Annotated in this window: 13 protein-coding genes, 1 pseudogene and 1 other annotated feature; all 14 genes and pseudogenes read right to left on the bottom strand. The window is 38.2% G+C overall.

The window, feature by feature from the left end; translation table 11 throughout:
* Positions 1–26 precede the first annotated feature (26 nt).
* Positions 27–227 (bottom strand): 50S ribosomal protein L35, encoded by a 201-nt coding sequence (gene rpmI / locus BLP58_RS07040; protein ID WP_013853746.1) that lies wholly within the window; start codon positions 225–227, stop codon positions 27–29.
* A 21-nt stretch (positions 228–248) separates the two neighbouring features.
* Positions 249–782: a translation initiation factor IF-3 gene (gene infC / locus BLP58_RS07045; RefSeq protein ID WP_074484257.1), complete on the bottom strand. Its 534-nt coding sequence runs from the start codon at positions 780–782 to the stop codon at positions 249–251.
* A 25-nt stretch (positions 783–807) separates the two neighbouring features.
* Positions 808–919 (bottom strand) — a sequence feature (ribosomal protein L20 leader region).
* A gap of 47 nt (positions 920–966) precedes the next feature.
* Positions 967–2,661 (bottom strand): aryl-sulfate sulfotransferase, encoded by a 1,695-nt coding sequence (locus BLP58_RS07050; protein WP_013853744.1) that lies wholly within the window; start codon positions 2,659–2,661, stop codon positions 967–969.
* A gap of 108 nt (positions 2,662–2,769) precedes the next feature.
* Complete coding sequence (locus BLP58_RS07055) at positions 2,770–3,291, bottom strand: hypothetical protein (protein WP_013853743.1); 522 nt, start codon at positions 3,289–3,291, stop codon at positions 2,770–2,772.
* Between the two features lie 150 nt (positions 3,292–3,441).
* Positions 3,442–5,376, bottom strand: a complete 1,935-nt coding sequence (gene thrS / locus BLP58_RS07060) for a threonine--tRNA ligase (protein ID WP_013853742.1) — start codon at positions 5,374–5,376, stop codon at positions 3,442–3,444.
* A 287-nt stretch (positions 5,377–5,663) separates the two neighbouring features.
* Positions 5,664–6,581 carry a primosomal protein DnaI gene (gene dnaI / locus BLP58_RS07065; protein ID WP_013853741.1) on the bottom strand — a complete coding sequence of 306 codons (918 nt, stop codon included), beginning with the start codon at positions 6,579–6,581 and terminating at the stop codon, positions 5,664–5,666.
* Positions 6,582–6,598: 17 nt separating this feature from the next.
* Positions 6,599–7,933 carry a replication initiation and membrane attachment family protein gene (locus BLP58_RS07070; RefSeq protein ID WP_013853740.1) on the bottom strand — a complete coding sequence of 445 codons (1,335 nt, stop codon included), beginning with the start codon at positions 7,931–7,933 and terminating at the stop codon, positions 6,599–6,601.
* Positions 7,934–7,935: 2 nt separating this feature from the next.
* Positions 7,936–8,403, bottom strand: a complete 468-nt coding sequence (nrdR, locus tag BLP58_RS07075) for a transcriptional regulator NrdR (RefSeq protein ID WP_013853739.1) — start codon at positions 8,401–8,403, stop codon at positions 7,936–7,938.
* A gap of 2 nt (positions 8,404–8,405) precedes the next feature.
* Positions 8,406–9,008, bottom strand: coding sequence for a dephospho-CoA kinase (gene coaE, locus BLP58_RS07080; RefSeq protein ID WP_013853738.1), 603 nt, complete (start codon positions 9,006–9,008; stop codon positions 8,406–8,408).
* The gene (mutM, locus tag BLP58_RS07085; RefSeq protein ID WP_013853737.1) at positions 9,005–9,835 is read right to left on the bottom strand and encodes a bifunctional DNA-formamidopyrimidine glycosylase/DNA-(apurinic or apyrimidinic site) lyase; all 831 of its coding nucleotides are present in this window, start codon (positions 9,833–9,835) and stop codon (positions 9,005–9,007) included. Before mutM ends, coaE begins: the two co-directional genes overlap by 4 nt.
* A gap of 8 nt (positions 9,836–9,843) precedes the next feature.
* On the bottom strand, positions 9,844–12,507 hold the full coding sequence (polA, locus tag BLP58_RS07090; protein ID WP_013853736.1) for a DNA polymerase I: 2,664 nt from the start codon (positions 12,505–12,507) through the stop codon (positions 9,844–9,846).
* A 125-nt stretch (positions 12,508–12,632) separates the two neighbouring features.
* Entirely contained in the window at positions 12,633–13,511 is an 879-nt protein-coding gene (locus tag BLP58_RS07095; RefSeq protein WP_013853735.1) for an SPFH domain-containing protein, read from the bottom strand.
* 15 nt (positions 13,512–13,526) lie between these two features.
* Positions 13,527–13,833 (bottom strand): annotated as a pseudogene (locus BLP58_RS07100) (type II toxin-antitoxin system RelB/DinJ family antitoxin).
* A 122-nt stretch (positions 13,834–13,955) separates the two neighbouring features.
* Entirely contained in the window at positions 13,956–14,933 is a 978-nt protein-coding gene (locus BLP58_RS07105; protein WP_013853733.1) for a class III bacteriocin, read from the bottom strand.
* Positions 14,934–15,362: the final 429 nt, after the last annotated feature.

Below are 15,362 nucleotides of genomic sequence, written 5' to 3' on the forward strand. Positions count from 1 at the left end.
CTACTATAGTCTTAAAGAACGAATAATTAACGCATTTGAGCAAGCATTTGCTTGATACGCTTCATGTCACTACTTGAAACCATAGCAGCTTTTCTCAAGTGACGACGTTGCTTCTTGGTCTTACCGTGGAAACGGTGACCAGTAAATGCGTGGTGACGCTTCAAGCCACCGTTTGCAGTTCTCTTAAAACGCTTAGCAGAAGCGCGGTTTGTTTTCATCTTTGGCATATTTCTATTTCCTCCAATTAACTACTTTTTCTTTTTGCCCTTTTCACTCTTAGGTGCGAGCATTAAGAACATTGAACGACCTTCCATCTTCGGTCTGCTAATTACACTAGCAATATCCGAATTGACTTCGGCCATCTTCTCAAGTACTTGTTGACCTAATTCCTTATGAGTGATGGCACGACCTCTAAAGCGAATTGATACACGAACCTTAGCACCTTCTTTAGTAAGGAACTTCCGAACATGCTTCAATTTAGTATCGAAGTCATTGCCTTCAATTGTTGGACTCAAACGAATTTCTTTTACACTGACTGTATTGGACTTCTTACAGGATTCCTTAAGCTTCTTTTGTTGTTCAAAGCGGTACTTACCGTAGTCCATGATACGTGCTACTGGTGGCTTAGCATTAGGTGAAATTAAGACAAGGTCAAGACCTGCTTCACTTGCGCGACGCAAAGCTTCCATCTTGTTCATAACACCAACTTGCTGACCATCTTCATTGATTAAACGAACTTCGCGAGCGCGAATTCTTTCGTTTAAGATTAAACTCCTTGGTATGACTATTCACCTCCGTGTTAATTTGAGGACAAGAAAAAGGCGGGATAAGTAACGCCCGCCTTTAATCAACAGAAATTATCGATCAGCCCAGAGGTTAACTTAACTTAGGCGAGAAGCGGGAGCTTCTTCTTGTTCTCAACTCCTGTATTATACGAGTTTAATTAAAACTCGTCAAGAGAAAATTCTATTTTGTTGCATCAAAAATATAGTTGTCTGGATAGAACTTCATTCGATATGCCCGGTAAACGTAAGTCATATCCTTGGCACTATTGCTAATCGTTAAGTTAAAGACCTGGTTGCCATGAGCATCAACTTCAATGATATTGCTCTCCTTGCCTTTATTCTTAAAACCGAAATCAATCAAAGTATTGCCATTAGCTAAACGCTGAGCATAGCCAATTACTTCAGTAAAATTGCTCTTACCCAATTTTTCACCATAGCTCCATACCTGTTTAATTGTCTTTTTCTTAGTATCAATCTGATATTCAATGGCAGCAGAGTACTTTCCACTTTGCTTTTTATCACCGTTAGTTACAGCAATATTATTGTCATAAAGCAGAATATCTAATTTATTGCCGGACTCTTTTAAGATGTATAAACCATGTTGCCCACCAGTATATTTAGTACCCTTCGTTGGCTTTAACAAATATTTTCTAAATGAACTTGGCCATTCTTTAGCCGGTTTACTAGTAAAGATCCAATTAAGCTTATTCGTACGATAATTCATTGACCAAATAATATCCTGATTACGAGCTGACAGTAGAATATTATCCGTCTTAGGGTCATAATAGATTGAATTAATATGCAGCCAATCCATCAGGCCCAAGCCGCTACTTGTATTATCATTAGCCTTTATCTTGTTATTCTTATACATGGATTCTGGAAAAAATTTCTTAAAGTCAATTACCTTCACAATTTTACCAGTCTTAGGATCTAGTTCAGCAATTGTATCTTCAACATACTTGCTGCCATCATCAACCGTCAATAGCCAGTTGCCATTAGGCATCTCAGCAACATCATGGTGCACTAAAGACAAACCGGCCGTTCCAGCATAACTACCACCTAAAGTTTTATCGAAGCTAAATTGACGATAGACGCGGCCCAAATAATCAGTTTCTACTAACATATTATATTTTTCATCGCCAGATTTAATTTTATTAAACAAAAGCAAACGTCCATTGCTCAATTGTTCAAAAATATGCTCGTTCCAGCGTAAATAATACCAGCGAACTTGTCCATCAGCATCAACTGCAAAAGTTTGTTTAGTCGTTCTATTTAAGACAGTTAATTCATTTGAACCAATATTCATTTTGTTCTTGTCATTAACTGTAACCTTAATTGGGAAATTTCTAATCCATTTAGGTAAATTAATCGTCTTAATCTTGAAGGTTTTAGTTTCCTTTTCATTATTTTTGCTAGTCATAGTAACTTCAACGAAATTTTCATAACCAGCATATAGTCCTACAATCGGAACTTGATGATCAGTTTGATAGCCTTCTACTTTATTAGAAATAGTTGTATTAGCTGTTTTCCCAATTACCCGATAGCTAATCTTGGTAGGTTCATCAGTATGAAAAATCATCAACGCAGTCAATGGTGAATTCTCATATGGGTTGACTTTAATATAAGGATTCTCCCAAGTGTAATTTTGACCCTTTACAATCGCTGCATACTTAGCAGTCAAACTATCATTAGTAAGGTTAGCTACTTTCTTCACGCCTAAGTTTTTAATAATTTGGCTATCACTTAATTTTGTCTTCTTAGCATTACCATTCTTCTTGCTAGCTAACACTAATTGTGGTTGTTTATTAAAGAACACCGGCACGCTAGATAGCAGCGTAATTAAAGCAACTACCGTTATTAATTTATGTCTCTTCATTTTTTCTCCTTCTATAACTATACGCATCTTCTATTTTAATATTTCGGCTTGATAAACAAAATATTTATGCAAAAAAGACACTGAGATTTTTTCTCAATGCCCCTATGCCTATTTAGCTAATTTTTTACTTGAATAGCCGTAGAATGAAAAGCTATTATCCGTGCCATTTCCTACTCGTAAAACTGTGACTTTTTTACCCTTACGGTGTTTTTTCACTGGTGCATAATATGAACCGGTATTTGTACTATCATTGGCCAGCCAGTCACTAGCGTTAAACCCATAATTGCCATGGAATTTAAAAGTATAAGCCTCATATTTAGAATTACCTACTTTTTTGGCTAATTTAAAATTGGCATCTTCATCTGCTTTAGCCAATTTTCTTGTCCAGCTTTCCATTGCACTGCCTTTTAATATTTTGTAAAGTTTAACCCCATTCAGCGTATGAGTAGTAATTCTAAGCTTTCTAATTTTACCATTTTTCTTATAATACCAATTACCCCGCGTACGTTTAGGCGTTGTATAGACTTTTTTAGCTCCCCAGGAAGCAGCACTAGCTTTAGCAATAAGCGTACTAGATAATCCAAGCATCAATAAAATAGCTATTAACAACATACTTATTTTTTTCTTCATGCTTAAGTCCCCTCGCTAAAATCTCGTTACTCTTATTGTCTCATCCAAATATGACAAACAGATTAATACAATTAACAATTAATTTGCATTTTCCTTACAAAAAAATCGCATGCAAAAATTGCATACGATCTTCTTTATTAACTAATTTAATTAATTTTCGCGTGAGTATGACTTAACATCAGCATCGATTTCCTTGATGAATTCATCAAGGCTCATTGAGTTTTCTTCCTCAGTACCATAAGGACGAACGTTTACTCCATTAGCCTTCATTTCATCGTCACCTAATACCAAAGTGTAAGGTACCTTTTGGGTTTGTGATTCACGAATCTTGTAGCCTAACTTTTCGTTACGGTTGTCAACCTCTGCTCTAAAGCCACGCTTAGCAAGTTCTTGACGAACTTTTTCAGCGTACTCGCCGTGAACTTCGTTGTTAACTGGAATGATTTCAGCTTGAACTGGGGCAAGCCAAGTTGGGAATGCACCCTTGTAGATTTCAGTAAGATAAGCAATGAATCTTTCCATAGTACCAACAATACCACGGTGAATCATAACTGGACGGTGTTCTTCACCATCTTGACCAACATAAGTCAAGCCAAATCTTTCTGGAAGCATGAAGTCAAGTTGGATAGTTGACATAGTTTCATCATTGCCCAAAGCAGTCTTAGTTTGAATATCAAGCTTAGGGCCGTAGAATGCTGCTTCGCCTTCAGCTTCAACGTAATCAAGGCCAAGGTCATCCATAGCACCCTTAAGCATCTTTTGACTTCTTTCCCACATTTCATCGTTAGCAAAGTACTTCTCAGTGTTCTTTGGATCACGGTATGAAAGTCTGAAGTAGTAATCAGTAATATCGAAGTCCTTGTAAACATCCATGATCAACTTCAAGATCTTAGCAAATTCATCTTGAACTTGGTCAAGAGCTACGAAGGTGTGCCCATCATTCAAAGTCATTTCACGTACACGTTGTAAGCCTGATAAAGCACCTGATTTTTCATATCTGTGCATCATACCAAGTTCAGCAACGCGAAGTGGAAGGTCACGGTATGAACGAATGTGGTGCTTGTAAATTTGAATATGTGATGGACAGTTCATTGGACGAAGTTCAAGCATTTCACCATCACCCATGTCCATTGGTGGGAACATGTCATCACGGTAGTGTGCCCAGTGACCAGAAGTCTTGTAGGCATCAAGGTTCATTAACACTGGAGTATAAACGTGTTGGTAACCGTCAGCAACTTCACGGTCGATGATGTAGCGTTCAACAACACGACGAATAGTAGCACCCTTTGGCATCCAGTAAGGAAGACCAGCACCAACCTTAGGATCAACGAAGAAGAGATCAAGGTCACGGCCGATAGTTCTGTGATCGCGTTCCTTAATTTCAGCACGACGCTTTAAATCATCTTTTAATGCTGCTTCCTTGAAGAATGCAGTACCAAAGATTCTTTGAAGCATTGGGTTTGATGACTTGCCTAACCAGTAAGCACCAGCAACTGATAACAGCTTGAAATGCTTAATCTTGCCAGTATTTGGCAAAAGAGCATTGAAGCCAAAGTCAACAAAGTCGCCTAACTTGTAAGCATCAACCTTATCGCCTTCAACCCTCTTTAAGAGTTCGCTCTTGTAAGGATCGTCCTTAATCATATCTGCAAGAACTGCTTTGTCCATTTCAACGTGTTCAATTGGTTGACCGCTCTTGATTAACTTCTCCATAGCCTTTTCAAGATTTGGCAATTCAGTAACCTTGATTTGGTCCTTCTTGTCAGTATCAACATAGAAGCCATCTTTGTCAGCAACATGTTGACCCAAGTGAAGTTCTGGGTATTCCTTCTTAGCTACGGCTTCAAGTGCGAATGCTGCAGTAGCTCTTAAGATGTCTAAGCCCTCTTCATCCTTATCAGTAAGAATAGCAACTTCAACATCATTGTTAATTTCATAATCAACTGGCTTAATTGCACCGTTTACCTTAGCACCAACAGCAGCTTTTCCAAGAGAAGTTGCAATTGATGAAGCTAATTCCTTAACTGAAACGGCTTTGTCAAAATCTTTCTTTGAGCCATCTGGTAGAGTAACTGAAAAACTCATATTTTTTACCTCCAAATAAAAAATCCCAGTGCTATTGCTAGCACCGGGACGTTAATTGCGTGGTTCCACCCAAAATTCAGGTTAGCGTACGTCTAACCTCTTATATGGATTAATAAAGGTATCCAGCCTAATAGAAATTCAACTTTGGGAATAAACGAGTCGGGAAGATGCTCTAATGAAAAGCTTCCAGAACTAGGCTTTTCTCTCTGAGGCGAACATCAACATGTCTCGTTTAATTAATTTCAATTATACGCAATGAAGACATCAATGCAAGACTTTTTATCAAATTAATGCAAAGAATTTCTACGATCATGACCAGAGACCACCACTTCTGTTGCCAAAAAACGTACTCGCTGCATTAATCTTCTGGCCTTAACCGGATCAGTAGCATTACGCGTCTCTTCAAAGTGAGATTGCAAGGCTTCCATATCTAAATTAGACGAAAAGAAAGTAGGTAATACATTGTCCATTCTAGCTTGTAAAATAACGCCTAAAACATCGTCACGTGACCACTGACTAAGACTCTCTGCACCAATATCATCTAAAATAAGCAAATCGCACTCTGACAAACGTCGAATTTCTTCTTGCAAACTTGTTCGACTATTATCATCAAAATGACTAGCAAGCCCTGCTATAAAAGTAGGTACATGTAAGAAGATTACATTTTTATTCATGTTGGTAACTACATAATTAGCTAGTCCTGCTAAAAGATAGGTTTTACCAACGCCAAAGTCTCCTGATAAATAAAGTCCTTTGGCATGAGGATTATGCTTAAAATTTCTCAAAAAAGCATAAACTAAATTTAGTGCTGGCTTACGCTCATCACTAATATCAATTTTGCTCAGTTCAACATTTTGTAAACGAGCAGGCAGATCAATTAGCTGCAACCTTCTTCGAGCATCACGCTTACGATCAACCGCTATTTTGCTTCTGGTAGGCGTATAACGAATATCAATCACCTTACCATTTAGAAACAGTTGGGGCACATAGCCCGCCATTATTTTGCTCGGATTCTTTTTTTGACTATAGAATTCGTAAATCGTTGAAATGCTATTTTTAACCATTGCCTTATCAATTTTATCCGCATTCTGAGTCAAAAAGGCTTGCACATCTGGATCTTTGATAGCCTCGTTAATTAAATCTTGCTCACTATCTAAGTTGCGTTGTTTGACAATTCTCTTAATCACCTTACCAATTGGCTCCATTATCTCACCTACTCTCTTTATTTATTATTCAAGTCTTTGAATAGATCCTTTAATTGCTCGGTTGAAAATTCTCCACTATTAGGATCAGCTTTCTTTTTACTCCAATCTGTACCTTTTTCAACGCGCTTAGTAGGTACCCATCTATTTTTCTTTTTACCCAAACTATTGTGACGTTTCTTTACATATTGCAGGGCCTGTACGCCAGTAGCTACACCATGCTGCAACCAATCATTAGCAATCTTATAAGCCAATTTAGAACTAACTACAGAATCATAGATTAAACAAGTATAAGTCAAAATATTAATCAAATCTTCTGGCAAGCCATATTGCGTATGCAAATTATTGATAATATATTTTTCATTAGTACTAGCGATTCCACCCTTTTCGGTTTTCAGCCAATACAAAAACTCAGCTGGTGAATTCTCTTGAGCTTTTTTCAGTAGCTTCTTGTCATTTGCATCTAAGCTTTCAATCGCTGCTAATGCTTTCTCTTGACCTTCATTAAGCTGTTTTTGCACATTTTCTCTAGTCTTAGAACGTTTATAATTTTCAGCCAAGGTATTACTAATGTCACGCATATTTAATTTATACGAGCCATGCAAACAAGGCAAACTTTCATCTACGAATTCTTCTTCAGATAAGCCGTAAGTCTGCATTAAACTACGAATTTGATTTTGATTGATTTCAACTTCTTTGGCTGGAATCTGATAAACTTGATATTTATTTTTGATAAAGTCCCAATCTACATTATCATGATCATTAACTGTGGCTGTTTCTGCCTTTTTAATTTTATTCTCTTTAGCTGCCTCTACTACATCTCTTGATGGCGTAATTGCTTCATCTCCAGGCAGCCGAAAGACATCAATAAAATTAGCTGACACATCACGAGCATTTTTGATCGGCTTTTCTCGTAACTTGGCTGCTTCCGCAAAATTATGGCTCAACTGATGAAAAGTAGTTATGCCCACTTTCTCTTTTAATAAACTAGCCAACAACTGAGTAGCAAAAAATTTATCCGCACTCGGCACCTTAAATAATTTAAAAACTAAGATATTATTAAAAACATTATCGGATAAATATGTCTTAACTAATCCCACCGCTTCTAGCTTATGCAATGCTCGAAATAATTTTCTCAAGCTACAATCAAGCTGCTCCTGTAATGAATATATCCCCTTTGAATCAGAGATTATCCCATAGGGATCATAATCACTAATCAAAGTTTGATAAAGTGCAACCGCAACTGCACCCACCAACGGTTGATAAAGCTTGATCAAGATCTTTTCATCATCTGGATAAAGAGTAATCTTATTGGCCACGTAATAAAGATGTTTGGGATTAGATGTCTCAAACATTCCTAGTTACTCTTTCCCTTCTTGGCCATCATGTCTTCCATCGTCTTCATAAAACTAGACATATCTTTAAATTCACGATAGATAGAAGCAAAGCGAATGTAGGCCACATCATCTAGGTTAGCCAGATCATCCATTACGTATTGACCAATCTTCTTAGATGAAATCTCACTGACACCTTGTTTTCTAATTTTATTTTCAACCCGATCAACCAATTTCTCGAATTGTTCACTGCTGATTGGTCGTTTTTGACCGGCCGCCATGACTCCATGCAAAATTTTATTGCGATTGAACGGTTCACGCGTACCATCATTTTTTACAACTAGCAACGGTGCAGTTTCTACTCTTTCAAAAGTAGTAAAACGAAAACCACAATTTTCGCACTCTCTGCGTCGTCTGATTGCGCGATTTTCATCGCTTGGACGTGAATCAATAACGCGGGAGGCATTTTGATGACAATTTGGACATTCCATAGCTATCCCTCTTTTTTGATTTTAATTAATATTTGTTCTAATTTATTTTCTAGTTCTTTTATTGTACCAGTATTTGCAATAACAAAATCAGCCATTTGCGCTTTTTTCTTAAGCGGTATCTGACTATTGATGCGAGCCTTTGCCTCTTCATCAGTCAATTGATTGCGCTCTTTCAACCGTTTAAGCTGCAATTCAAAAGGCAAAGTAATTACTAAAACACCATTAGCAATATTCTTTTTATCCATTCCTGACTCAAAATAAACCGGTGCATCTAAAATAATTAGACTACTATTTTGATATTCTTTTATCTTTTGAATAGTTTTAGCGAAAATTAACGGATGAGTCAACTGGTTTAACTTTGCTAAGGCATTTTTATCATTAAAAACCAATTGCCCTAATTTCTTACGGTTAATCGTTTGATTAGGATTTAAATATTCCTTGCCAAAATTATTTTTGACTGCCTGCCAGGAAGCCTGATCTGGCTTCATTAACTCATGTGCAATCTGATCGCAGTCAATTACCGGGATCTTTTTCTTTTTAAAAAAATTGTCCGCTGTACTCTTGCCGGTAGCAATTCCACCGGTTAATGCTAAAACATAACTCATTGATACATCACCTGACACTTGGGGCAAAAAGTAGTACCTCTGCCTGAAACCTTAATTTTTTCTAGCGTCGTGCCGCACTTAGAACAAGCTTCGCCAGCATGACCGTAAACCTTAAGCATTTTTTGATAGCCGCCGGTTTGACCATTGGCATCCAGATAAGTATGCACCGTTGTGCCGCGTTCTTTAGTAGCAATGGTAATTGTTTCGTTAATGTTGCGACGCAACTCCTTCACTTTATCAGCCGGGATCTTATTGGCGCTGCTTAAGGGATGGATCCCGCTTTGCCACAAGGTTTCATCAACATAGATATTGCCCAGGCCCGCAACGGTCTTTTGATCAAGCAAAGTATTTTTGATGTTTTTCTTCTTGCGCTTTAAACTAGCAATAAAATATTGGTCGCTAAATTCCGGACTATTAGGCTCGGGGCCCAGTTTGCCGATTGCCGTCGCTTGTTTTTCAGTACCAGTTAAAATCAGCTGCATGCGGCCGAACTTTCGCACGTCGTTATAGCGCAAAGCCGTACCATCAGTAAAAATAAATTCCACATGATCATGCTTATCCTTAGGCGCATTTGGCGTGGTCAAATGATATTTGCCTTCCATGCGTAAATGCGAAACGATCGTTAAATTATCGCTCAAACGAATAAGCAAATACTTGGCATAGCGGTCAATATCAATAATTTCTTTACCAGGAAGCTCCGTTAAAAAATGTTCATGATCCGTCGCCACAATCTTGGGATACCACAGAATTACTTTTTCAATTGTTTTTCCTTTGACTAAAGGAATTAAAGTTCGCCGTACGGTTTCTACTTCAGGCATTTCAGGCATTCTATCACCTACTTTGCATCATACCAATTGTGTCCCCAGCCAGAATCAGCAATCAGTGGCACATCAAGTTTAACTGCTGATTGCATAACTTCAGGGACAATCTTTTTAATCGTTTCTAGTTCATCCTTTGGCACATCGAAAATCAATTCATCGTGCACCTGTACTACCATCTTGGTCTTCAGATGAAGTTCATCCAGCTTCTTTTGCATATTGATCATCGCAATCTTGATGATATCGGCCGCTGAACCCTGAATTGGCGAGTTAATCGCGGTTCTCTCGGCAAAAGCACGGACAGTGTATTTCTTAGCATGAATATCGGGCAAATATCTGCGCCGGTGCATGATCGTTTCAGCATAGCCCTTGTCGCGTGCCTCTTGCACAGCCTTATCCATATAGTCCTTAATTTGCGGATACTGTTCAAAGTAATTGTTAATAAATTCTTTGGCTTGCTTTCTAGAGATACCTAAATTTTTAGACAAACCATAATCAGAAATACCATAAACAATTCCGAAGTTAACGGCCTTAGCATGTCGCCGCATTAATGGAGTTACTTCGTCTGGTGAATCCAAGTGGAAAATCTTCATCGCCGTGTGCGAGTGAATATCATAGCCGGTCTTGAAGGCCTCTTGCATATGAGCATCCCCAGAAACATGAGCCAATACACGAAGTTCAACCTGTGAATAGTCACAAGAGAAAATATAACCATCAGGGTCGGTTGGCACAAAGGCCTTTCTGATTTGCTTACCTTCCTCAGTACGCGTTGGAATATTTTGCAAGTTAGGATCAACACTAGATAAACGTCCGGTTGCCGTTAAAGTCTGCAAGTAACGCGTATGTACGCGACCATCAGGTTGGATGACATCAAGCAAACCTTTAACATAGGTTGACTGAATTTTGGCAATCTGACGATAATCCAAAATCTCACTGACAATTGGACTTTGCGTCTTCAATTGATCAAGCACCTCAACCGAAGTTGAGTAACCTGTTTTGGTTTTCTTTAAAACTGGCAAGTTTAATTTTTCAAACAAGATATGGCCTAATTGCTTAGGTGAATTCAAATTAAAACGTTCCCCAGCTTGCTGGTAAATCTTGTCTTCCAGTTCTTTTAACTTAACGGCAAACTCATTCTGCAACTGAATCAAGGTGCTGGCCTCCACCTTCATGCCATTCATTTCCATTTTAGCTAAAACGCGAGCCGTTGGAATCTCAATTGTATCAAACAAGTCATCTTGTTCATGTTCCTTCAACTTCTGCAATAGCGGTTCTTTTAATTTGGCGATGACATTTACTTTGGAAGCCAAGTGGTTGAATAAGTCATCGTCTTCATCTGGAACATGTTCACTCTTGCCTTTACCATAAACTTCGATATCGGTTTTAACAGAGTAATCACCATATAAATGCGCAATTTCGCCTAAATCATTGGAGTTGTTTTCATTATTAACCAAGTATGAAGCTAAAAGCATATCGTAGTCCAAACCATGGGCATGAATGCCTAAGCGATTTAAACCAACCGTGGTCCGCTTTAAATCAAAGACATTTTTCTTGATCTTTTCATCTTCCAAAAGATGCTTCAAATTGTCTTCACTAAGTAAATCGACATCCCTTGAAACGTAAATCTGATCATTGATCTTCAAGCTAAAGCCGACAAAATCCGCTAAATGATAGTTGGCACCGAGCATGGCTAAGTAGAATTCAACTTGATCGTTTTCACTAGCCTTAATATCTTTAACATTTTGATCATTTAAAACGGTATATTCAACTTTTTCCACTTCAGTAGCTGCTTGACCTTTGCCTGAAGCATTCAAGTCGGCCAAAAACTTACGAAAGTTCATCTGCTCGTAGAATTGGCGCAGTTTTTCATAATCAACTGGTTCACGCTTAACGTCGTCGATACCAATCGTTACTGGTGAATCACGATCAATGGTAGCTAGTTTCTTAGCTAAAAAGGCCTTATCCTTATCATTGATCAGATTTTCCTTCAACTTAGACTTCTTCATTTCATCAACATGTTCATAGAGATCTTCTACTGAACCATATTTTTGAATCAAACGAGAAGCAGTCTTGGGACCAACCTTAGTGACACCAGGATAATTATCGGAATTATCGCCCATCAAGGCCTTCATGTCGATAAATTCAGTTGGGGTCACGCCATTAACTTCTTTCATGTGTTCTGGCGTATAGGCTTCAAGTTGAGAAACGCCAGATTTAGTTACTTCAACTGTTGTCTTATCTGATGCTAACTGAGTTAGGTCGCGGTCACCGGTAACTACAGTAGTAGTAAAGCCAGCATCTTCACCCTTTTGAACAAAAGTACCAATGATGTCATCGGCTTCATAATCTTTTAGTTCATAGGTTTTAATACCCAAATCATGCAACAGTTCTTGGATATAAGGCATTTGTTCAAGCAATTCTTCAGGCGTTTTGGCTCGACCACCCTTATAATCACTGTACATCTTGGTCCTAAAGGTTACCTTGCCTGCATCAAACGCAACTAAGACGTTGGTTGGTTCAACATCTTTTAATAAGACGTCCAACATATTTTTAAAAGCATAAATCGCATTGGTATGCAAACCTTCAGGATTTTTGAAAGATTCTAGCTGACGATAAAGCGCATAAAAGGCTCTAAAAGCTACTGAGTTACCATCAATTAAAAGTAATTTTTTATCGGCCATATTGTCTGCCCCTTTATTAAATAGTTCTTTTCTTACTTATCCATTTTACCAGTTTTAGTGCTATTCTTTCAGCCTGATGTTTTTAGACAAAATAAAAAAGCACAGATGTGCTTCTTTATTCTAAATTATTCTTCGTTTTTACCACTGGCATCCCAGACCTTCTTTAAAGCTGGAACCTTACCCAGATCGGTCATTTCATCTTTGCCTACAACAATCAAATTGTTAGGCCCTTGGGCCAACTGGTTGAAACTATCCAAACTTTGATTTCTAAAGTAGCCTTCACCAGCCTTAGACAAAGCATCCTGCATCTTTTGGACACGGTAAGCATCAGCATCAGCCTGTGTCTTAACGGCTTCAGCATTAGCCTTAGCCGTAGCAACCAAGGCATCATTTTTAGCCTTAGTGGTCATTTCAATTGTTCTAGCTTCACCTTCGGCCTTGGCAATTGAGGCAGTCTTTTCACGATCGGCCGTTAATTGCTTGTCCATGGCCCGTTGAATCTCAGGACTTGGCAACAATTCATCGACGTTCACCCGGACCACCTTGATGCCGTAGATATCAGTCAAATCGCCGGTAGCTACGAATAATTGATCGTTGATTTCTTTAGTAGAACCTAAAGCAGAGTTCAAATCCATTCGACCGATAATATCACGCAAGTGACCCCGGATTAATTGCACCATCGATTCAACTGAATCAGTGTTGTTGTAGAAGTAGCGGTATGAATCGGTTACCAAGTAGTTCAACGTCAAGGAAGTCGTAATCTCCGCATTATCCTTGGTAATAATTGAATACTTAGAAATCTCCAGTGGCTGCAAAGCAAGCGGCACCTTGCGAATTCTCTGGAATAATGGCCAAATAAAGATAAAACCAGCCTTCACAGTCTTAGAATACTTCCCTAAGGTTTCAACTAAACCTTCATTGTTCTGCGGCACGATTCTAAAACCACAACAAATGTAAGCAATGATTAAAACAATAATTACACCTAGTAAAACTTTCGTAACCATAATTATTACCTCAAACTAATTGTCTTTCTTATCAGCATTGAGTCGCCTAGCGACATCCCCCCAATAGATCTTCCCTTCCGGTGAGCGTATTAAGCCGTTCATCCAGGAGCTTAGCATATTCATACTTATTCATATGATCCAAATTATCCCACGCATTTGGAATTTCAACTCTAAAAGGAATACCATTATGTAAAATAATTTGATCATAAAACATGTTAATCGCAGTCGCAGAATTCAAGCCTAATTGCTTCAAAATTGCTTCTGCCTTTTCCTTCTTCTCAGGATTCATTCTGACATACAGGCCTGTTGTCTTCTCTGCCATCTCAATCACTCCCTTCTGAATTTATGGATATTATATATCATATGCATATCGTTTGTATATATTTTTGCAAAATATTTTTAAAATAAAAAGAGATCACCTTTCGGCAATCTGCTCATCTAATTCTACAAATCACTAATATGGAAAACTTGATTTTCCAAAGTTCTTAAACTGAATTCACCATTCTTAATGTACTTTTGGTGGTAGGCAACCGTCAAATAAATATCATCTGGGGCATTAACTTGGATGCTTTCTACTTCGCTGTAGCGATCTGGTAAATCAATGCCATCAATCATAGAGACATCCCAGTTGTTGCTATTAGTTTCGCCCCATGGGAACTTAACAATCTTGCGCTTCCAGGTCGTTACCTCACCAGTTGTGTGGTTAATCTCTGGTGACAATTGGTTAGAAATATAAATATTCTTGTCATTGTCAATTGCATAGCCTTGAACTGAATCAATTACTTGATCCTCTTCTTGGTTCGGTGCAACGCTTGGATGATCAAAATTATCAATATGAAATGCACTTAAGCAGTGCAAATCGGTGATTGGCGTATTCTTAGTACCATTTTCATCTAATTTTTGGTTAACTTCGTTCAGATCATACAAAGCAAAGTGACCAGAATCATCATTCCAAATAGCTGCAATCATAAAGTATTTACCATTTGGTGAAACGCAGGCCTCAACCCGGTGCAAGTGGTTGTGCCCATCATAAGGCACATCAGTTGCATGATTTAAATGGGACAAACGTGGCAATTGCGTATTTGAAGTGTAGTTTTCGGACAATAATTTAGGATACTTTACCCTTGCAATTTGCGTCGTCCAGTTGCCTGAGTTCGGCTTAGCCCCAACAAAATATTCATCTTTATCGTTAGCAGGAATCCAAGTTTGCGTATGACCAAAGCCCGTCATTACTAAATGTGGTTCTGTATAATCAATATTTTTAGTTAAACCCTCATGTTTTCTATAAACTAAAACATCGTGTGCACTGTGCAGCAGCTGCAAAGCAAAAACGTGTTTATCCATAACTGCACCAACTTGAGCAACAACATTGTGCATCCCATTTAAACGATATACTAAGTCAGGCGTAATGTTCTTTACCATTTTGATATCTTCTTTCTATTCAAACCGAATTATAAAACCTAATAAAAACTAATATTCCTAATAGCTTTTATCATGTCTCACTCACTCTAGCTTTTGCTAGAGCGATTTTTTTAAGCGTTAAGCTCTGTGGGTACGGTTGAACGCGGCGCGGTTAATATTTCTATTACCCTATTAATAGGGACTGGCTTTGATCTGCCCCACATGAAGGTTCTTCGATTCTTGTTTTTCTTTAGCCTAGGAACATTCCCTAGCTCTAAGAATGGACTTAAAGTCCTTTGCGACATGTCCTCAGCTTAGCTGATAAAAGGAGAGGCATTCCGCCTTTCGCTTTGTGGCAGTCGACTTATTTAATAATTCTTCTTAACTGGCAATTCTTTGATCAAGAATTGCTTTTACTTTTTTATATGGCGTATAAAGCGTAATTTCTTT

The organism is Lactobacillus kefiranofaciens (assembly GCF_900103655.1).
Lineage (GTDB): Bacteria > Bacillota > Bacilli > Lactobacillales > Lactobacillaceae > Lactobacillus > Lactobacillus kefiranofaciens.